Source organism: Microbacterium wangchenii (genome assembly GCF_004564355.1).
GTDB lineage: Bacteria > Actinomycetota > Actinomycetes > Actinomycetales > Microbacteriaceae > Microbacterium > Microbacterium wangchenii.
In genome coordinates, this window is sequence record NZ_CP038266.1 from 1,712,273 (window position 1) to 1,730,647 (window position 18,375).

At 66.4% G+C, this 18,375-nt stretch carries 22 protein-coding genes; 11 read left to right on the forward strand and 11 right to left on the reverse strand.

From position 1 onward, the window contains the following. The first annotated feature begins 12 nt into the window (after positions 1–12). Entirely contained in the window at positions 13–495 is a 483-nt protein-coding gene (locus E4K62_RS08160) for a GNAT family N-acetyltransferase (RefSeq protein WP_135065993.1), read from the forward strand. Here the strand turns inward: E4K62_RS08160 and E4K62_RS08165 are convergent. The 3 genes from E4K62_RS08165 to E4K62_RS08175 all read right to left on the reverse strand — a co-directional run bounded on the left by E4K62_RS08165 (position 470) and on the right by E4K62_RS08175 (position 2,782). Then, complete coding sequence (locus tag E4K62_RS08165) at positions 470–1,027, reverse strand: HdeD family acid-resistance protein (RefSeq protein WP_135065997.1); 558 nt, start codon at positions 1,025–1,027, stop codon at positions 470–472. The genes E4K62_RS08160 and E4K62_RS08165 overlap by 26 nt on opposite strands. A gap of 82 nt (positions 1,028–1,109) precedes the next feature. Beyond that, positions 1,110–1,622: a hypothetical protein gene (locus tag E4K62_RS08170; protein ID WP_135065999.1), complete on the reverse strand. Its 513-nt coding sequence runs from the start codon at positions 1,620–1,622 to the stop codon at positions 1,110–1,112. Beyond that, on the reverse strand, positions 1,619–2,782 hold the full coding sequence (locus E4K62_RS08175; RefSeq protein WP_135066002.1) for a serine/threonine-protein kinase: 1,164 nt from the start codon (positions 2,780–2,782) through the stop codon (positions 1,619–1,621). Before E4K62_RS08175 ends, E4K62_RS08170 begins: the two co-directional genes overlap by 4 nt. 149 nt (positions 2,783–2,931) lie before the next feature. Between E4K62_RS08175 and E4K62_RS08180 the strand changes: the two genes are divergently transcribed. Beyond that, positions 2,932–3,486 (forward strand): hypothetical protein, encoded by a 555-nt coding sequence (locus tag E4K62_RS08180; RefSeq protein WP_135066005.1) that lies wholly within the window; start codon positions 2,932–2,934, stop codon positions 3,484–3,486. Between the two features lie 71 nt (positions 3,487–3,557). Here the strand turns inward: E4K62_RS08180 and E4K62_RS08185 are convergent, their stop codons facing one another. Together E4K62_RS08185 and E4K62_RS08190 are read right to left on the reverse strand one after the other, a co-directional pair. Beyond that, positions 3,558–4,424, reverse strand: a complete 867-nt coding sequence (locus E4K62_RS08185; protein ID WP_135066008.1) for a hypothetical protein — start codon at positions 4,422–4,424, stop codon at positions 3,558–3,560. A gap of 204 nt (positions 4,425–4,628) precedes the next feature. Next, positions 4,629–5,678: a LacI family DNA-binding transcriptional regulator gene (locus E4K62_RS08190; protein WP_135066011.1), complete on the reverse strand. Its 1,050-nt coding sequence runs from the start codon at positions 5,676–5,678 to the stop codon at positions 4,629–4,631. A gap of 109 nt (positions 5,679–5,787) precedes the next feature. Between E4K62_RS08190 and E4K62_RS08195 the strand changes: the two genes are divergently transcribed. The 3 genes from E4K62_RS08195 to E4K62_RS08205 all read left to right on the forward strand — a co-directional run bounded on the left by E4K62_RS08195 (position 5,788) and on the right by E4K62_RS08205 (position 9,171). Then, positions 5,788–7,164: an FAD-dependent oxidoreductase gene (locus E4K62_RS08195; protein WP_167747758.1), complete on the forward strand. Its 1,377-nt coding sequence runs from the start codon at positions 5,788–5,790 to the stop codon at positions 7,162–7,164. A gap of 46 nt (positions 7,165–7,210) precedes the next feature. Next, entirely contained in the window at positions 7,211–8,515 is a 1,305-nt protein-coding gene (locus tag E4K62_RS08200) for an MFS transporter (protein WP_135066017.1), read from the forward strand. A gap of 212 nt (positions 8,516–8,727) precedes the next feature. Beyond that, positions 8,728–9,171, forward strand: coding sequence for a GNAT family N-acetyltransferase (locus E4K62_RS08205; RefSeq protein ID WP_240742869.1), 444 nt, complete (start codon positions 8,728–8,730; stop codon positions 9,169–9,171). Between the two features lie 156 nt (positions 9,172–9,327). Here the strand turns inward: E4K62_RS08205 and E4K62_RS08210 are convergent, their stop codons facing one another. Continuing rightward, complete coding sequence (locus tag E4K62_RS08210; RefSeq protein WP_135066020.1) at positions 9,328–9,969, reverse strand: TetR/AcrR family transcriptional regulator; 642 nt, start codon at positions 9,967–9,969, stop codon at positions 9,328–9,330. Between the two features lie 82 nt (positions 9,970–10,051). On the opposite strand from E4K62_RS08210, the gene E4K62_RS08215 reads away from it, so the two are divergent. The 4 genes from E4K62_RS08215 to E4K62_RS08235 all read left to right on the forward strand — a co-directional run bounded on the left by E4K62_RS08215 (position 10,052) and on the right by E4K62_RS08235 (position 13,435). After that, on the forward strand, positions 10,052–10,918 hold the full coding sequence (locus tag E4K62_RS08215) for an NAD(P)H-binding protein (RefSeq protein WP_135066023.1): 867 nt from the start codon (positions 10,052–10,054) through the stop codon (positions 10,916–10,918). Positions 10,919–11,524: 606 nt separating this feature from the next. Beyond that, positions 11,525–11,791 carry a hypothetical protein gene (locus tag E4K62_RS08225; protein WP_135066029.1) on the forward strand — a complete coding sequence of 89 codons (267 nt, stop codon included), beginning with the start codon at positions 11,525–11,527 and terminating at the stop codon, positions 11,789–11,791. Next, positions 11,791–12,324, forward strand: a complete 534-nt coding sequence (locus tag E4K62_RS08230) for an RNA polymerase sigma factor (RefSeq protein WP_135066032.1) — start codon at positions 11,791–11,793, stop codon at positions 12,322–12,324. The genes E4K62_RS08225 and E4K62_RS08230 overlap by 1 nt, the downstream gene beginning before the upstream one ends. A gap of 616 nt (positions 12,325–12,940) precedes the next feature. After that, a complete protein-coding gene (locus E4K62_RS08235; RefSeq protein WP_135066035.1) occupies positions 12,941–13,435 on the forward strand; it encodes a DUF2199 domain-containing protein in 495 nt (164 codons plus the stop codon). A 67-nt stretch (positions 13,436–13,502) separates the two neighbouring features. Here E4K62_RS08235 and E4K62_RS08240 read toward each other — a convergent pair whose 3' ends face one another. From E4K62_RS08240 to E4K62_RS08260, 5 genes are all read right to left on the reverse strand, one after another. Continuing rightward, on the reverse strand, positions 13,503–14,003 hold the full coding sequence (locus tag E4K62_RS08240) for a hypothetical protein (RefSeq protein WP_135066038.1): 501 nt from the start codon (positions 14,001–14,003) through the stop codon (positions 13,503–13,505). A 155-nt stretch (positions 14,004–14,158) separates the two neighbouring features. Next, positions 14,159–14,755, reverse strand: a complete 597-nt coding sequence (locus E4K62_RS08245) for a GrpB family protein (protein WP_135066042.1) — start codon at positions 14,753–14,755, stop codon at positions 14,159–14,161. Between the two features lie 54 nt (positions 14,756–14,809). After that, positions 14,810–15,556 (reverse strand): MerR family transcriptional regulator, encoded by a 747-nt coding sequence (locus E4K62_RS08250; protein WP_135066045.1) that lies wholly within the window; start codon positions 15,554–15,556, stop codon positions 14,810–14,812. Next, entirely contained in the window at positions 15,549–16,802 is a 1,254-nt protein-coding gene (locus tag E4K62_RS08255; protein ID WP_135066048.1) for an MFS transporter, read from the reverse strand. The genes E4K62_RS08250 and E4K62_RS08255 overlap by 8 nt, the downstream gene beginning before the upstream one ends. Positions 16,803–16,909: 107 nt before the next feature. Further along, positions 16,910–17,356: a DUF2975 domain-containing protein gene (locus E4K62_RS08260; RefSeq protein WP_135066051.1), complete on the reverse strand. Its 447-nt coding sequence runs from the start codon at positions 17,354–17,356 to the stop codon at positions 16,910–16,912. A gap of 97 nt (positions 17,357–17,453) precedes the next feature. Here E4K62_RS08260 and E4K62_RS08265 point away from each other — a divergent pair, with 97 nt between their 5' ends. Continuing rightward, positions 17,454–17,855, forward strand: a complete 402-nt coding sequence (locus E4K62_RS08265) for an ArsR/SmtB family transcription factor (protein ID WP_135066054.1) — start codon at positions 17,454–17,456, stop codon at positions 17,853–17,855. Next, the gene (locus E4K62_RS08270; protein WP_135066057.1) at positions 17,855–18,373 is read left to right on the forward strand and encodes an SRPBCC family protein; all 519 of its coding nucleotides are present in this window, start codon (positions 17,855–17,857) and stop codon (positions 18,371–18,373) included. The genes E4K62_RS08265 and E4K62_RS08270 overlap by 1 nt, the downstream gene beginning before the upstream one ends. The last annotated feature ends 2 nt before the right edge of the window (positions 18,374–18,375 follow it).

The window sequence follows — 18,375 nt, forward strand, 5'->3', positions numbered from 1 at the left end:
TACCCTGACGGCATGACGATCGACATACGAACCGTCGCCGCCGGCGACGAGGCCGGATGGTGCGAGCTCTACGAGGGCTACCGGGCGTTCTACGAGATCCCGTCCGACGCGACGGCGGTGAGGACGGCGTGGGAGTGGGTGGCAGCAGGGGAGCACGGGTTCATCGGGCTCGTCGCGGTCGACGATGGGCGGATTGTGGGGCTGGCGAATCTCCGTCGGTTCGCCCGACCTTCCACGGCGGGGATGGGTCTGTACCTCGATGACCTGTTCACGGCCCCCGATGCACGCGGTTCCGGCGTGGCTACCGCACTGCTGAAACGGGCGGGGGAGATCGCGGCGCAGGAGGGCGCGAACGTCGTCCGCTGGATCACCGCGGAAGACAACGCCACCGCGCGCCGCGTGTACGACACGGTGGCATCGGCCACCCCCTGGGTCACCTACGACATGCAGCCGGCGGCGCGCACGGGAGTCACAGACGACTCCGGCCGAACATGAACGCGCGCACGATCTGGAGGACCCCGAGCACGATGAGTCCGATGCCGAGGAACACCCACAGCAGCGCCACGTAGGCCGGTGTGAACACGAGGACGATGCCGGCGAGGATGCTGACGATCGCGAAGAAGATCGTCCAGCCCTTCGATGCCGCGTCGCCCAGCGTGGAGAGGGAGACGACGCCCTCGACGATCCACAGGATTCCCACGAAGACGCCCAGGAAGACGGCGAATCCGACCGTCGCCGCAGCGAGGTTGATCAGAGCCACCACGCCTGCGACGACGAAGAGAACGCCCAGAGCGATGTAACCCACGCGGCCCCACCCGCCGAGGGCGCGCGAGAAGATGCCGAGCGCGGCATACACCAGCCCTGCCACGATCGTCCAGATGGCGATGATGGCGACGGCGACCTCCGCGGTACGCCCGGGCCACACGAGGATGAGGATTCCCACGATGAGCGACAGCGCACCGCTGACGCCCAGGGCGGTGCGGATCGAGGTCACGGCGCCGCGCTCGAAGGACGTGTCCAGAGACATGGCACCCTCCTTTCTGTGAGGAAGCTGAGACGCTTCCGGCTCACCATAGGGCACCGCTGCACGCAGGGGGAGAGGCCCGGGATCAGGGGCCCTTCTCGGGGTCCTTGCCGCTGTTGCCCTTACCCTTCCCGTCCTCGCCCTTCTCCTTCTCCTTGCCCTTGTCCTTCCCTTTGCCCTTGTCCTCGTTCTTGTTGCCGTTGTCTGTGGGGTCGTCCTCGTCCTGAGCAGGGTCGGTGTCGCCAGCCGGCGTCTCCACCGGAGTCTGCTCGTCGGGGACGACCGTCGCGGGCTGCTCCGGTTCGGGTGCCGGGGTCGCGAGCGCGGCGAGGTCGGCTCGGACGAGCGCGATGCTCGCCAGGACGCTGGCCGCGTCATCCGCCGTCAGGGCGCCGGCCTCACGCGCCGCCCGGACGCGCGACTCGAGCTCGTCGATGGATGTCGTCGCTCCGCTGAGGTCGCCGGCGGCAGCCGATTCGGCAGCGGCGACGACGATCGTGCGCAGGTCTTCACCGGGCGACGGCGGGCTGCCGCATCCGGACAGCGCCACGGCGGCGGCCAGCAGGAGACCGACGAGGGCCGGTGCTCGGCGCGTCATGGCGACACCTGGTCCAGGAGCTGACGCATGTGCTCTCCGAGGGGCTCGGGCAACGCGGGGAGCGTCGGATCGGGCGCCGGAGTGCCGCCCCACACCATGGCCGCAGCGATGCCTGCGGCGAGCCCGGCGACGAGGAGGACGGCGGCGACGATGAGCCACACGGCGCGCCGTCGTGACGGTCGCGCGGGCTCTGCCGGGATCTCCGACGTCTCGTCGGCGGGCAATACCGCCGTCCGGTCGGTGACGTCCTGCGGCCCGGCCTCTGCTCGGGGCGCGGGCAGGGTCACCGGCACCGGGTTCCAGCCCTCGCTCTCGTCGGTCTTCAATCGCATGGCGGCGCGCTGGACCGCGTGTGCGTCGGGCCGGTGGGCGGGATCCATCGCTGTCATCGCCGACAGGAGGACGCGCCATCCGTGGGGGAGCGTGGCCGGCACGTCCGGTGAGCGCACGAGCCGTGCGACGAGTGCTTCATGGGGCGTGGCCTGCGCGTACGCGCGTCGCCCCGTGAGCGATTCGAGCAGCACGAGCCCGAGCGCATACACGTCGGCCGCCGCCGTGGGCGTCTCGCCTCGCGCCTGCTCGGGACTGAGATACGCGGCGGTACCGATGAGGGTCCCCGTCGCGGTGACCCGCGCGGAGTCGATGAGGTACGCGATCCCGAAGTCGGCCAGCGTGGCGCGCGGCGGCTGGGAGGGCATCGGGGCGGGGCGCAGCAGGACGTTGGACGGTTTGACGTCGCGATGCACGATGCCGCGCTCGTGGATGACGTGCAGAGCCTCGGCCAGATCCGCGGCAACGGATGCGGTGGTGACGGGGTCGAGCGGTGCGCCGGCGATCCGATCGCCGAGGGTGGGGCCGTCGATGAGCTCCATCACGAAGTACGCCGGATCCTCGTCCAGCCGCGCGTCGAAGAGCGTGACCAGTGACGGGTGGGTCAGGGACGCGAGTACGCGGGTCTCCGACGCCACACGCGCGCGGTCGGCGCCATCGGAGGTGCTCGCGGTGAAGACCTTGACGGCCACGGCGCGCTCCAGGTGCTCGTCGATCGCGCGATACACGCTGGCGTACCCGCCGCGTCCGATGAGCGCCTCCAGACGGTAGCGACCGCCCAGTACCCGTCCGGGCGCGGGGGCAGCGGGGGAGTGCGCGAGATCCGTCACGGCGTCATTCCCGCCCGTGCGGGTTCTCTCGCGGTCGTGTGCACGGCCACAGACTACGGCTCCGGCGTACGCCGCAAGAGGTGCGTGCGCAACGCGCTCCGGACTGCTAGTACCGTCGGGGAAACGGAATCGCTGTACGGGGAGGGTTCATGTCGGCTGCAGCCTCCGGTGAGCGCGCGATGCGCCGCCCCGCATCGCGGCGCCGGCTGTGTCTGGCGGTGGCCATCGTGGGGCTGCTACTGTCCGGCTGCGCAACGAACGCCGCACCGGGCACACCGTCAACCCCTGGGGGCGCTGCATCCGCGTCTGCGACACCGACCGCCGCGTGCCCGCAGGTCGAAGGCGTCGACCTGCCGCCGGAGTGCGCGCCCTACGATCCGGAGGCGGCGATGGCCCTCAACGATCGTCACCGCGAGCGGGTGGAGCTGGACGAGGACGCGCAGGGCGCGAACGCGGAAGTGGTTCCGTCGCTCACCGCCGCGCTCGAAGACCTCCGTGTACGCGGCGCTGCGACGGAGGACAGTGTCCGCGCCGCGCTCTCGGACGCCGGACTGATCGACGCTCAGGTGCGGGGCGACTACGGCCGCATCCTCTTCGGGGCGGTGGGGCCCGGGGGCGGGTGCGTCTTCGGCGAGGTGGCGGACGCCGTCGCTGTCGACGTGGGCGGCTACATCCTCGACGGTGGGTGTCTGCCGGCGCAGTGACGCGGGTCCGCCCTCGAACTCATCTCCGACGGGTGACCGCACTCACGCTGTGGGCGGCGTGCCCATCGCTGTCACCGCCGCGTCGGGGGCGCTGACCGTGGGCTCTTCTCACCGTCGAGGAGCCACCAATCGCCGAGTCGCGCTGCGGCGGCGCGCTCGACGAGCGCATCGTCCACAAGGTCCCGCCCACGCAGGACGTCGAGAATCTCGCGGCGCTCGGCGAGCAGCGCCTGCTGTTCATCGCTGGGCAGCGCACGCATGCGCGCGCCGACCGCAATCAGCCTTGTCTCCCGCACGGTGTGGCTGCGCGAGGCGACCAAGCGTGCGACCAGGCCGACAGCGCCCAGCACGCCCGTGGCGATGATGGGCACCGCGAGCATCGCCAGATCCGCCGGCCCGGAACGCGCGGTGTGCCACCACATCGCGACGGCTGCCGCCGCTACCGCGAGCGACGCAGCCGCGATTCCGTAACCATCTCTCGGGCGGCCGGAGCGCCACCAATCGGCCAGCGCCCACGCCTGACCGACCGCGGCGATCCAGAAGCAGATCGCAGCGACCGAGCGCGCGAGATCGGGGCTCATGAGGCCGGTGCCGGAGAACACATCGGCCCCCGAGCCGCCGATAGGGGCCAGCACCCCGCCGAGCGGAGCCACCAGGGTGATCCCCTTCACGAGCAGGACGATCGTCGAGAGCGCCATCCCACTCCGCAGCGATGGAGTCCCGAGCGCCTGCAACCACTCGAGCGTGGCCAATCGCACACCGTCCTCGAACCGATCCTCGCGAGCGGTGCGGACGGCGCTGGATTCGGTCACAACACTGGTTGTAGCAGAGATGGGTGCAGCCGTGCGGATCGCCTTCGCCGGGGTGCGCACGTGGACCACTCGGATGCGCGACGATCCGGCCGAGTCGTGCACAGGGACCTGCACCTCGAACTTCATTACAGGACGGTGAAGGCGCGTGGCGTGGGCAGCGTTGGCGAAACGGGTGCGCCGGGGGAGCGGGACGTCAGGCGTCTGCGCTCTGCGCTCTGCGCTCTGCGGCAGCATGTCGCGGTCCATTCGAACGATGAGGTAACCGGCGAGGGCGCCTCCACAGCGCGCGGAACAGGAGCGGTTCGGCGGGAGCCTCCGCAGTTTGCTCCGTCACGTGCGGCTTGCTCGCGGTGCGGCTGTCGACTCCCTGACTATCAGCCGGGGCGGGGGATCGGTGATCAGCGCCCCCTGCCCCCCTGACTTACCCGCGAGGATGTCGAGGAGAAGGCCGGCTGCCGTTTCGCCGAGCTCGAAAAGGGGAAGCTGAACCGTCGTCAGCGGGACGGTCAGGTACTTCGCCAGCCATGCATCATGGATGGCGACGACAGAGACATCGTGGGGAACGCGCACGCCAACCGAGCGCAGGACGGCGAGCACGCCCGAAGCGGTGACGAGATTGGCCACGACGATTGCCGTGGGCAGAGCCGGCATATTCAGGATTGCGTTTGCCGCCGCCTCGCCGTGCTCTGCCGTCCACCCGGCGTTGATCATTTGCGCCCCCGCGCCCCTCTCGATGCCGCGCAGCGCATCCTCGTATCCGCGTTGGCGGCCCAGGGAAGTGATGGAGCCTTCTGGCCCGCCGACGAACGCCACGTCGGTGTGACCCAGAGCGATCAGGTGCTCTGCAGCCGTGCGCCCCGCGCTCACGTCGTCGAGACGCGCGGAAGGAACCAGGCCAGAACTGTCCGCATTCACCAGAACTGCGGGCACATGACGCGAGACGTCTTCGATCAAGGTGTCATGGTGACCGTGACCGACGTGCAGGATGACGCCAGCCAACCTGCCACGGGCGAGGAAAGAACTCAGTCGGCTGCTCTCCGCGGCGAGCTGCTCGGAATCCGCAAGGAGCGTGACGTATCCGGCCTCCGCGCAGCGCCCGCGCACGCCCTCGAGCACCGTGGTGTTCATGGGGCTCGCCAGGTTGTGCATAACCAACCCGATTGCATCCGAGCGTGATTTCCGCAGGGAACGCGCGATGCTGTTCGGCGCGTAGCCCAGTTCTTTGGCCGCTTCGATGACACGCTGGCGTGTCTCCTCGCGGACACGCACGGCGGGATCGTCGTTGAGCACGCGCGAGGCGATCGTCGTCGACACGTCGGCGCGAGACGCGACATCTCGGAGAGTCGGATTGGCCTCTCGTTTCTTCGTCGCTGCCGACATTGCCCCATGCTATCGGCTGGATTGACGTCCTAGCGGGCGCGCTCTACGATCTGAGCAATCGATTGTTCACAGCAGCCGATGCGATGCCGACCCACGTTTGGAGAACAGAGTGACCACGCCCCAGCTTCGAGAGAGATCCATCAGCTACGACGTCGCCGTGATCGGCGGTGGTCCTGGAGGATTCCCGGCAGCACTGGCCGCAGCAAGGAACGGCGCGAAGACCATCCTGGTGGAGCGCACGGCGGCGCTTGGGGGAGCGGCTGCTTCCGGGTTGAGCATTCTGGGCTTTCTGGATCGCTCCGGGAACAAAGCGCTCGATGGTATCCCGCAGGAGTTCATGGATCGGCTGGCTGCTTTGGGAGGCGCCCCAGGCCACTTCTGGTGTCCGGTTCACAACTCGATCTCCCCGGTCTCATCGGACCTCGTCAAGATCGTGGCGGTCCAGATGTGCCAGGAGGCCGGCGTCGACATCCTCTTCGAGAACGAACTGATCGGTGCGGAGGTTGAAGACTCTCAGCTTCGCGCGGTGACGGTGTTCGGAAAGCTGACCAACACGCGGATTGAGGCGCGGCAATTCATCGACGCCACGGGCGACGGTGACCTCGCCTACCTTGCCGGCGTTCCCTTCACGCGGGGACAGGAAGGCACAGAGATCATGCAGCCCAGCACGCTCGTGTTCACGGTCGCCGGCCACGATCTCGAACGACTCTTTGCCTTCCTCGATGAGCACCCCGAGGAGATGGGGATCAAGGAGGACTATGCCGAGGGATATGACGTCGACTTCCTTCGGAAGACGCGCGGGCACTGCTTCATCGGTCTGACCGACCTCGTACGCAAGGCGCGTGAGGCCGGTGACTTCTCTGTTCCCCGCAACCAGTTCATCCACATCGCCACGGCCTCGGAGAAGCTGCTGACGATCAACACCTCTCGGGTTACGCGCATCGACGCGTCTGACCCTGTGGAACTCTCTGCCGGGCTGGAGACGGGGTACGAGCAGGTTCTCGAGATTGTGAACTTCATGCGGAGGTATGTGCCCGGCTTCGAGGATGTCGTCATCTCGCAGATCGCGCCCGCGCTCGGCATCCGGGAGACACGGCACTTCCTGGGCGAGACGCGACTCACGATGGAGACCCTCTACTCGACTGAGACGACGGAGAAGGCGATCGCGCAGTCGGCTTACAACGTGGATATCCACTCGGGCACGGGGGAGGGGATCGAACTTTCGGTGATCGAGAAGCCCTACGGCATCCCGTATAACTGCTTGGTACCTCAAGGCGTCGACGGCCTGCTGCTGAGCGGACGGACCATCTCGGTGGACTCGACAGTGTTCGCGTCGGCTCGTGTCATGGGCACGTGCATGGCCGTCGCAGAGGCCGCCGGGACGGCGGCGGCGATAGCACTAGGTTCCTCGTCACGGGTCCGCGACGTGAACGTGGATGAGCTCCGGAAGAAGCTTGTCGCTGAAGGCGCGATGGTTCCCGCGTGACCCACCGTCCACGCCCCAATGACCTACACGAGATAAGGATCACGACATGAGCAAGGTCGCTCAGCAGGAGCCGACGGACCTGTCCCGCCGGGACTCTCGGCGCACATTGATGGCCAGTACGGTCGGAACCGTCCTGGAGTGGTACGACTTCAACCTGTACGGACTCGCGGCCGCACTGGTGTTCGGCCCCCTGATGTTCGGTGAATCGGGTATCGGCGGAACCCTCGCAGCGTTCGCTTCGCTCGGTGTCGGTTTCCTCGCCCGACCGATCGGTGGATTCGTCTTGGGGAATCTCGGCGACAAGATCGGGCGGAAGCCGATTCTGATGTTCACCTTCATCACGATGGGGCTGAGTTCCGCGCTCATCGGCCTGTTGCCGACGAACGCGCAGATCGGGATCTGGGCACCCATTCTGCTGGTCTTCCTGCGCATCGTTCAAGGCTTCGCCGTCGGCGGCGAGTTCGCCGGCGCGACGCTGATGACGATGGAAAATGCGCCGATCAGACGCCGGGGCGTATTCGGCGCGCTGCCGTCGATGGGAACGGGCGCCGGATTCGTCCTCGCCACGATCGTCTTCGCCCTGGTCTCTGCCTTGCCGAATGAGGCCTTCCTTGCGTGGGGGTGGCGGATCCCCTTCCTGGCGAGCGTCGTCCTCGTCGTCTTTGGAGTCATCATCCGGTCGAGGCTTCCCGAGACGCGCGCGTTCTCCGACATCAAGGAAGAGGAGAAGGAGAGCACTCCGGTCCTCACGGCGTTCACGAAGCACCCCACCGCGATTCTGCGAACGATCGGTCTGGTGATGGGCGGGGCAGTATGGGGATACCTGATTCAGACCTTCTCGCTGTCGTATGGCACGGCAGAGTTGGGAATGGATCGGACGATCCTGCTGTGGGCGATCGGGATCGCTGCAGCGCTGGAGATGGCGACCATCCCGTTCTGGGGCTGGCTGTCTGACAAGGTCGGACGCAAGCGGGTCATCATCACCGGCGTCATCCTCACCGCGCTATTCGTCTTTCCGTTCTTCTGGCTTTTCAACACCCGAGAGCCTTGGCTCGTCTTCCTCGCGGTCGTCATCGGCCTTCCCGTCCTGAAAGACATGATCTTCGGGCCTCAGGCGGCGTTCGCGGCGGAGATGTTCAGTTCCAACGTGCGGTACAGCGGCGTGAGTGCGGGCCGCGAACTCGGAGGAGCGATCTTCGGCGGCACTGCGCCTTTCATCGCCACCATGCTGATCGCCCTCGGCGGCGGCATCTGGCCACTGGCGATCTACATCATCCTCACGCTGGCAATAACCGGCTTCACGGTCCTGACCGCTCCGAACAATCAGCACAAGGATCTGCGCGAGATCTGATTGCGCATTGGGTCGCGTCCGCATGGCCGAATGGAGGCCGCATCCGCTTGAGCGTGGTGCGGCCTCCACTCGTGTCCATTGCAGCGGGACGAGTTCGGGCTTTTCCGCCGGGGTCGGACTCATTGCCGATAATGCACATTATGTCAGCTCGGAACCACACTATGTGCAAGTCTCGCAATCGTGAAGAAACGGGTAACGCATAGGCTCGGGGCGTGACGGACGACATCGATACTGCGATCGTTGAGACCCTGACGAACGACGATCTTCGAGCGGTGGATGCTCTCCTCCCTCAGCTGTCGTCGACGGCCAGGTTCGACGCCGGCCGTGTGCAGGCAATGATCGACGCGCCGGCCGTGGATCTCTTCGTTGCGCGCGACGCGGGAGCCATGGTGGGTATGGCAACTCTGGTGACTTTCCCGCTGGTGACCGGCTGGCGCGGCATCGTGGAGGACGTCGTTGTCAGCCAGCAGGCGCGCGGACGCGGCATCGCCCGCCTGCTGCTCGAAGCTATCACCGAGGAAGCGGCTCGCAGGCGACTTCGCACGCTCGATCTGACCTCTCGCCCGTCGCGAGAGTCGGCACTGAGGCTCTACGAGTCCGTGGGCTTTGAGCCCCGAGAGACGAACGTTATGCGGTACGTGCCAGCACTCCGATGAGTGGCACAAGGCGGGTGCCCGTAGGGTTCGATTGGTGAAGAAGCGGGTAACGGGATTACCCATCAATAGTTACTCCGATTGCACTTTTTGCGATCAGAGTGGAAACGGGTAACCCCCGAGCCACTCCCCGACTGCCCGTCTGACCAGGACGTTCTCTTATGCGCCGAAGGCTCGAAGGAAGGTGTCGACGGCGCGACTCGTTGACTCCCGCAACTCCGCGCTCGTCACGTCCCTTGTCCCGAGCTGTGTGCGGTTCTCGGCGGGCGTAACAAGAAGCGCCCAGAATTGCTCTGCGGCCACTGCTGGGTCGGCGTCCCGGAGCTGACCCCGGCGCATCAGTTCCGACAGCCGGTCGGCCAGAGCAGCCATGACGCGTTCGGTGACATTTGTGCGCACCGATTCCAAGACGTCGGGAAAAGTTGCCCTCCCTGCGACGAGAAGGCGTCGGTACCACACAGTCGTGGGATCGAAGTATCGGATGAGGAGCTCAAGCCCGACATGCTCGAGGGCAGCGCGGATGTTGTTCGACGGCGTGACGAGAGTCGCGACGATCTCCAGGTGGTCACCCAGCGCACGGTCTCCGTCGGCCCTGAGAACCTCGCGGAACATCCGTTCCTTATCACCGAAATGGTTATAGATCGTCGCTTTGGCCACCCCCGCTTCAGCAGCGATCGATTCGACGCTCGCCTGCTCATAGCCGACGTCCGCGAAGATCCGGAATGCCGCGTCTAGCATCGCTAGCCGCTTGTCGATCCTGCCGCGAGTTCCGGGCACCTCACCAATTACGTGGTCTCTCATCGCATACACGCTATCTCATTGGAATAGACCGGCGAGTCTGGTTCGTTAGACCGATCAGTACACGTTCGGATAGGAGAACAACATGAGCACAACCATCGCTGTAACGGCCGCCACCGGCGGTCTCGGCCGACTCGTCATCAACAACCTTCTGCGGAGAGGAGAGGACTCGCGCCTGGTCGCAATCGCACGGGACGCAGAAAAGGCATCCACGCTGCCCGTCGGCGTTGAAACGCGAATCGCTGACCACGACGACCTCGCGGCCGTAGCCGCGGCGCTTGAGGGCGTCGACACAGTTCTGCTGATCTCAGGCAACGAGTTCGGCAAGCGGATGATCCAGCATCGGAACGTCATCAACGCAGCGTCCCAAGTCGGGGCCTCCAGGCTCGTCTACACAAGCGCTCCGCACGCCTCGACCAGTACGGACTTCATTACCGCCGAGCACCGTGCGACAGAGGCGATCATCCAGGAGTCCGGCTTGATCTCGACAATCCTGCGGATGAACTCGTACCACGAGAACTACCTCACAACGCTGGAGCTCGCAGCAGCGACCGGTGAGATCGTCGGAAGCGTTCACGCGGGCCACGTGGCCAGCGCCGCGAAGGACGACTATGCGGATGCAGCAGCCGTCGTGCTCTTGGCGCCCGATCCACTGAAGGCGATCTACGAGCTCACCGGCACCGTGGCATGGGACTATCCCCAACTCGCAGAAGCAGCAGCTGCAGTGCTCCGTCGGCCAGTGAAGTATGTGGATCTCGACTCCGAAGAGCACCACACTCGCCTGCTCGCCTCCGGGATTGATGAAACGACCGCGGGCTTCCTCGTTCAACTCGACGCAGACCTGGCGCGCGGCGTGTCAGCGGAAGTCACCAACGAGCTTGAGCAGCTCATAGGCCGACCGCCCACGCCGCTGATTGACGGTCTCCGCGCGGCATGGGAATCAACGCGCTAGCACCTGAAAGGGGCGCGAACAACGATTCGGCACTGGCGTGCAATGCACGGTGCCGAATCGTTGTGCTGCGCGCACGGCTCCGGCCTTAGTGTGAAAACGGATAACGGTCTTCACCAGTAGAAGTTGCGTTACCCGTTCGAGGTTTCCCCAAACTGGTCCCCTGCGTCATGACTCGGTGGAGTCACCGGCTGCTCCGCTGAGGAGACCTCGAGCACGATGCGACGTTGTGCCTCGATGATCCCCGGGCCCTGGTCGGGCGTCGGCGCGGGAACTGGAATCCCCTGCTCGGCCTCCCAGATCGGGTGCGCTTCGAGTGGGTGTGTCTATGTTTTCGGAGCGTGTTGCGCGCGACTCCGAAGGCCCACATTCGTGCCTCGGGTGAGGATCGCGGGAGGTCTGCCCGTCGTTCCCACACGACGCTGAGGGTGTCGTTGAGCAGGTCGGGAACGTCTTCTTGAGCGGTGCGGCGCGCGAGGTACCGCAGAAGGTCGACTCCGATGTCTTCGATGACGGTGGTCGCCCATTTCGCGTCGGCTTCGTGGGTGTTCACCGGTACGGCCCTTTGCAGGTGCTGTCCATGCGCCACGTGCCGACGACCCGATAGTCGTGGACGCGAAGGCCATCGTGTCCGGGATCGACCTCGAAGCTCTCGACACCACCGGGGCGGAGGCGGAGCTGCGCGCGGACTACGCGCAGGCTACGGACATCAACGACAACCCCTTCCCGATCACCGTCAGCGACGACGAGCTCAAGCAACACGCGGTGAACAAGATCCTGGCCGAAACCCTGTGGGCGGGCCTCGAGGAACGCGGCCACAAGATGTGGCCCGGCCACGAGGTCAGCCTCGCTGGTCAAACCACCAACTGCAGTTGATGGCAAAGAACACAACGGACATCGAGGGTCATGTCCGCACGAGCGAGCACGACTTGCTCCGCTACTTCCAGCGACGCATCCCCAACGGCGCTGACGCCGCGGAGGCGTTCGGCGAACTGCTTCTCACCGCCTGGAAGCTGAGGCGGCACGCGCCCGCCGATCCAACCGACGGGCGAATGTGGCTATTCGCTGTTGCGCACAACGTTCTGCGCGACTCGCGGCGGCGGTCTGCCAGGCACTCGGCCGCAGTCAAGCGGCTTGCAGCCGACATGCGCACGCTCGCGGTTCCGGTATGGGATGACGCCGCCATCGACGTGCGAGACGCCATCGACCGACTCAAACCCGACGACGCGGAGCTCATCCGGCTCATCTACTGGGACGGATTCCCCTCACACGCTGCCGCCCGCGTGCTCGGCATCAACCCATCCACAGCCCGATCACGTCTGACGCGCGCGAAGCTCGAGCTGCGCGCCGCACTCGAACCACGCCAAGCAGAGAGGGAACCAAATCATGCCGGACGTCCGACCGTCTGACCTCGCCTTGCCGCCGACCGATCAGATCCACGTGACACTTCCGCCGGCGACTGGTACAGCAGAACTGCGGTAGTCGCTGGCCTCAATCGCGGAGCTCGTGGAAGGGATCACATAGGAAACGGGTAACGCGCTCCCCCAGCAAAGGTCGCGTTGGCCGAAGCCACCCCTCCCACCCTTACGGAGTCAGCTCGCCCGGTCTACTTTGACTTCATGGACAACGGAGCATGGCTGGTGGCGCTCATCCCTCTGCCGGCCGTTCTGCTTCTGCTCGGAATGATTGCGGCGATCATCCTGTTCGGAACGGTTTCGCTTTGAATCAGATCGTTGGGTTGATCATCTCGGGCACGCTCACCTACATCCGCCGCAGAAAGACCGCCGCTGTCCAGGCATCGTCACAGAAAGAGGACGCGGATATCCGAGCAGGCCGCGACAAGACCGTTAGGTCAAGGTCCGCGCCTTCGGCGCTGGTTGGCTCACGCCCCGAGTAGCGGACTGTCTGCCCGCCGTATCTCTCCGTGGTCGCGCACCGTTGCGCGGTCCACTCCCCCTCGCTCGCCTCTGACATTAGCCCGTCGCTCAACAGCATGGCCTGACGGTTCGGCTCTATGGTCGTGATATGGAGTTGGATACCTGTGCGGATTGCGGCCGGTCCCTTGACGCCCACGACCGGCACATCAAGTTCGCCCTTCCGGACCCGGTCCTGGACGCTGGTGAAATTGACGCAGCGGACATGTGGATGTCAGGACCGAATGCGAAGTCGTCGACGCTGATGCAGGTACAGAACGTCGGAGCATTCGTCCGCGCTCTTCTTCCCGTCGCTCTGACGGATGAGCACGTTGTCACGTACGGCGTATGGATAGCAATCGACCCAGCCGAACTCGGTAGCGTCTTCGATGTCTGGTGGAAACCTGAGTATCGGGACCTCGTCCTTGACGGCTATCTCGCCAATTCAGTTCAGCCTTGGGGACTGCTGGGCTCGCCCGTCAGTATCGCGGTTCGAGATCCGGAGAGGATCCCCTACTGCACCCAAAGCAGTGCGGATCAGCTCCAATCAGTTATCGCCGACACGTGGAATCACGACCTCGTACTCGCCGCCTACTGGGGGAACTGATCCCCGGGTCACGCGCGTCTCATCGCTCGCCTGTGCCCCGACACGGGTGATTTCTCCCGTTCAGGCGCTATCCACCCGTGAAGCCCTCACCGAAGATCTGATAGCCGACCGCGTCACAGGCATCGGCAGGAGAGGGGACTGTGTTCGGCACCGGCTTGCCGATGCCGGTTACGCCCTGGGTTCCCGCAGGGATGGGAGGGTACTCCGTCTTCAGTGCCGCGATGGCATCGCTGACGGCGCCCTCGCCCCGCGTGGGAACCCGGTCGAGGACCCGCGTGGCTAGCCGCATCCAACCGTCGTACTCCTTCTGCGACATGCGCCCCTCGTAGAGGCCCGCCCCCGCGTTCTGAAGGATGGTCGAGACGTCGGTGAACGCCTCGCACGTCTCGATATCCGTCACGGTGGATGTGCTCGTGGCCGGGGAAGGGGCGATCGTCGGTGTTTGAGATTCGGACGTGGAGGCGGCGGGCCCTGTCGCGGTGCACCCGGTGATCCCCGCGGTGACGGCGAGGGCGCACGCCGCCAGAACAGTGCGGCTCACCAGGAAAGCAGGAGAGAACCTGAGCATGACCGGAGCCTAGCGCCGCACCATTCATCCGCCCGGATAATCGCAGAGGCCGCCGCCATTGCTCTGACTCCCGGTCAGAGCCACGAGTGCCATGCCTCCGAGCGCCGTCATTGACATTGCCGTGCGATTCGGGTGCCATCCGCCGTCGTCTGACCTCAAGCTCGGGCCCATTCCTCGAACTCGGCTTGTACGTCGTCTAAGTACTCCGTCTTGGCTCGCGTGTAGTCGTCGTAATCCGCTGCGCCGACTTCCTGCGTGCTCAGGCGACGCTTCACGGCTTCGTACCGGTCGCGTTGCCCGTCATGCGCGCGGAGCCAGTCTCGGAACCAGACCGCGTATCGACCCCATGGAGAGTCGCGGCGGCGAACATGCAGAATGACCCGCTCGGAGACGTTGACGAAGAGCGACTTCTCCCACATGGCATCGTCGACCGGTTCGGATCCTCTCGGTATGTCCCGGTGAACGCCTGGCGAATCGGGCCGGGCGCCCACGGCGCGTTCGAACCCGAGGTCTCCCAGCCTCGCCGACACATCGCGGTCGGATGGCAACGGTGAGATTCTGATCTGGAGGTCGAGGTGCGGCTTGGCCGCGAGCCCCGGAACCGACGTCGAGCCGATGTGGTCGTAGTCCGCATCCGCAGCGCCCGGCACATCGGCGAGACGTTCCCGGATTGTACGCAGCAGGTCCGCTGCTCTCACGGGCCAGGACTCGTCGTATTCGTGCAGTTCCGCAGGATTCGATGGCTGTCCCATGCTCCCGACCCTATGCAGATCACCGGCGCGCTCCACCTGCTCCCCCGCGATCGGCTAGGTGTCGAACGCGGCAACGAGCCGCGCAAGAGTGCTCCGCTGCTGCTCGTTGAGCACGTCCTCGGTGTACTCGTCGAACAGGGTCGCGGATCCGGTCAGGTCGTACGGCTCCGATCCGTCGGTGAAGTCCTCCAGGATCGGGCCGAACACATCCACGAAGCTGTCGACCAGCGCGGAGATCTCCTCCTCTGTGCTCCCCGGTCCGAGCCGGTCGAACCGCGCCACGATGTCGGTCACGGCGGGGACGACCGTGAAAGCGCTGATCCGTTGATAGAGATTCGCGAGCGAGGGCAACCCCTCTTCCCCCACGAGGTGGGCCAGCAGCACCGATTGGTCGCGGTCGATCTTGGCGAGGTCGGGCGATATCCCCGCGGCTGCGAAGATCGCGATGAACGGGGCCAGCTCGGGCGGAACATCCGGCGGCGCGTCATGGATGCGGAGGCGCGCGATGAGCTCGCGCTGCTCGGTGAGTCGCTGGATCTGCGCGGCGAGCTCAGCATCCAGCTCGTCCAGCAGCCCGCCCCCATCCGACGCCGCGTCGTCGAGAAGCTGCGGCATCCGCTCCAAGGGGACGCCGAGGGAGGCGAGGCGCTTGATCCGCAGGACCCGGATGAGGTCGTGGACGTCGTAGCTGCGGTAGCCGTTGGTGCGACGCTCGGGTTCAGGGAGCACGCCGACCTGGTGGTAGTGACGCAGCGCCCGGACGGTGACTCTCGCGAGGCGCGCCAGCTCTCCGCTATGCACTGTGGATCACCGCCGCTCCCCCGGTGCCGGCCTCTGCCGGCTCGGGTTCCAGGTTACGCAGCGAGCGCGCGAGCACGCTCAGGGCCAGCGCGACCAGACCCACGCCCACCAGGGCGATCGCCGCGACGTTCACCCCCGCGTACTCGGTGAGGACGGCGGCGGTCAGAATGCCGATCGGCGGGGCGGCGGTGAGGATCGCGTTCTGCGTGCCCATGATCCGCCCGCGCATCTGCTCCCGGATGCGCTCGATCATGAGCACGCCCATGAGACTGGCGAACAGGCCACTGGCCACGCCGACGACGAAGGCCCCAGCGAGGACGATCCACACCGACGACAGTGCGGCGATGAGCACGAAGCCGAGGGCGCTGCCGAACACGCCGGCGAGAAACCAGCCGCGTCGACGCCCGCGAGCGCCGGCGATCGCGTAGACCGTGCCGCCGACCAGCATCCCGCCGGCGAGGGCACTGAGGACGAAGCCCAGCATGCCGGGCTGCTCGACGAGGGTGAAGTACACCGGCAGGATGAGCCCCTGCAGGGAGGCGAGCACGATCGCCGAGGCGACGCTGAGGCCGGTCGTGACGATCAGGAAGCGGCTTCGGAACAGCACGCGCCATCCGAGGCGGAGCTGCGCCCATCCGTTCCCGGTCGCCGCGGGCTCCCCCTCCGCAGCGGTGATGTCGCCGACGCGGCGCGGGATGAGCAGCGTCAGCAAAGCCGCGACCAGGGAGGTCGCCGCGGTGATCCACAGCACCGTGGACCCCTCGAACAGCACCATGAGCGTTCCGGCGGCCGCTGGGCCGAGCAGCAGGGCGACCGCGCCGAGGGCCTCGCGGATTCCCAGGAGCCGCTCCGAGGCGATCCCACCGTGGCGGACGATCGCGGGAAGCAGGGCATCCCGCGCGGTCATGCCCGGCACGTCGCCGAGTGAACCGATGATCCCGAACAGGACGAACCAGCCCAGACTCAATCCCGAGAGCATGTCGACCAGCGGCAGCGCCGCGACGGCGGCCGCCGAGACGAGATCGGTCACCACCGACGACGTGCGGCGATTGATGCGGTCGATGACGACCCCCATCAGCAGCCCCGCGAAGACGGCAGGAACGGCCGTCGCCGCGGCAACCGCGCCGGCACCGAGCGCGCTGCCGGTGACCTGCAACACGATCAAGGGCAGGGCCACTCCGGCAATCGAGTTGCCGAGCAGCGACAGGAGGTAGGACGCCAGATAGGCGATGGGAATGAGCCTCATGCGTCCAGTCGAAACCGTGGCGTAGGGGCGGGGTCAAGCCGCCCGATCAGGGGAACCGAAGAGTGCGGGCCACCTGGACCACTTCCCCGCCACTCGCACGCGGCTTCTCAGTTCCGGTGCCATTCCCTCTCAAAGTTGGCGAGGTACGCACCCCCGAGTGCGGCGCCGACGAAACCGGTCATCGCGCCACCTCCGAGGGCCAGCATGACTCCCGGTGTGGCCCAGTTAAACGAAAGCAGCGCCAGCCCTGCCGACGCGGAGAGCAGCGAGAACACTGCCGCGGTGGCAATGAGGGCGCGTATCCATCCCCGCCCCTGCTCCGACACGCGGCCGCCGTTTCCGACGATGCCGAGCAGCTTCCAGGCGATCAGCAGGGCGAGCTGAACGCACACCAGCAGCGCCACACTCCAGGTCACGCCGAGGGTCTGGAACGGCGCCGTCTCAGGGAAGACGGACACGGTGCGATCCAGCTGGCTCGGGATCCACCACACCTGTGCAGCAATGGTCACCGCGAAGCCGGCGACGAGGGCGAACCGCATGCCGTTGATCGTCATGCCGGTGAGAGTACTCCCCGCGAGACTGCTCGCACCCTTGACGGGTGTTCTTCTGCCGGATACATTTCACGCACACGTTAAATGTCAGGGGGTGGAAGTGGCCGGCACCGACCAACTCAGCGTCGTCTTCTCGGCGCTGGCGGATCCGACTCGGCGCGCGATCCTCTCGGGTCTGGCAGAGCGCGACGCCACCGTCACAGAGCTCACGGAGCCCCTTCCGATCTCGATGCCGGCCGTATCGCGGCATCTGAAGGTGCTGGAGCAGGCAGCGCTCATCTCCCGCACGCGTTCGGGGAAGTGGCGTGCGAGCCATCTGGAAGCTGCGCCTCTGCGGGAGGCCGCCGACTGGATCGAGCGCTACCGGCAGTTCTGGGACTCGTCGCTCACGCGCCTCGACGCCCACCTCGCCGCCGTGCAGGCCGTCGAACACGCCACGCCCGCGGCGGAGCCCAGCCCGCGAACGCCCATCGATCCGGCCACGGATTGGGAGGAGCCCTGATGCAGACCGACAGCCCGCAGATCGACATCTCACGCGTGCTCGACGCGCCGCGAGCACTCGTCTATCGAGCCTTCACCGATCCGGAGCATTTCGTGGCCTGGTGGGGCCCGATCGGCAATTCGCTGCCGCGTGAAGAGGTCGACTTCGACATCCGCCCCAGTGGGCATCAGCGATGGACGGAGGTCTCGGCAACGGATCCCGGCATACGAGTCCGGGTCACCGTCGACCTCACGGCCGTCGCCGACGGCGAGCTTCTCGATGGGGTCATGCAGGTCAGCGGGCGGATCCCCCGCGGCGTCGAGCCGTTCGAGACGAGGATCCGGTACGAGTTCTCCGACGCGACCGGCGGGAGGACGCGACTGAGAATCCGGCAGTGGCTCCCCCACCGCCTGACAGGCAACGCCACGCAGGGCTGGCGCGAAGCTCTGACCAAGCTCGGCACCGCGCTGGTCGGTGCGCAGAAGGTGGCGCCGACGAACCCCGCGGCACGTCCCCAACACCCCCTCACGAAAGGCTGACG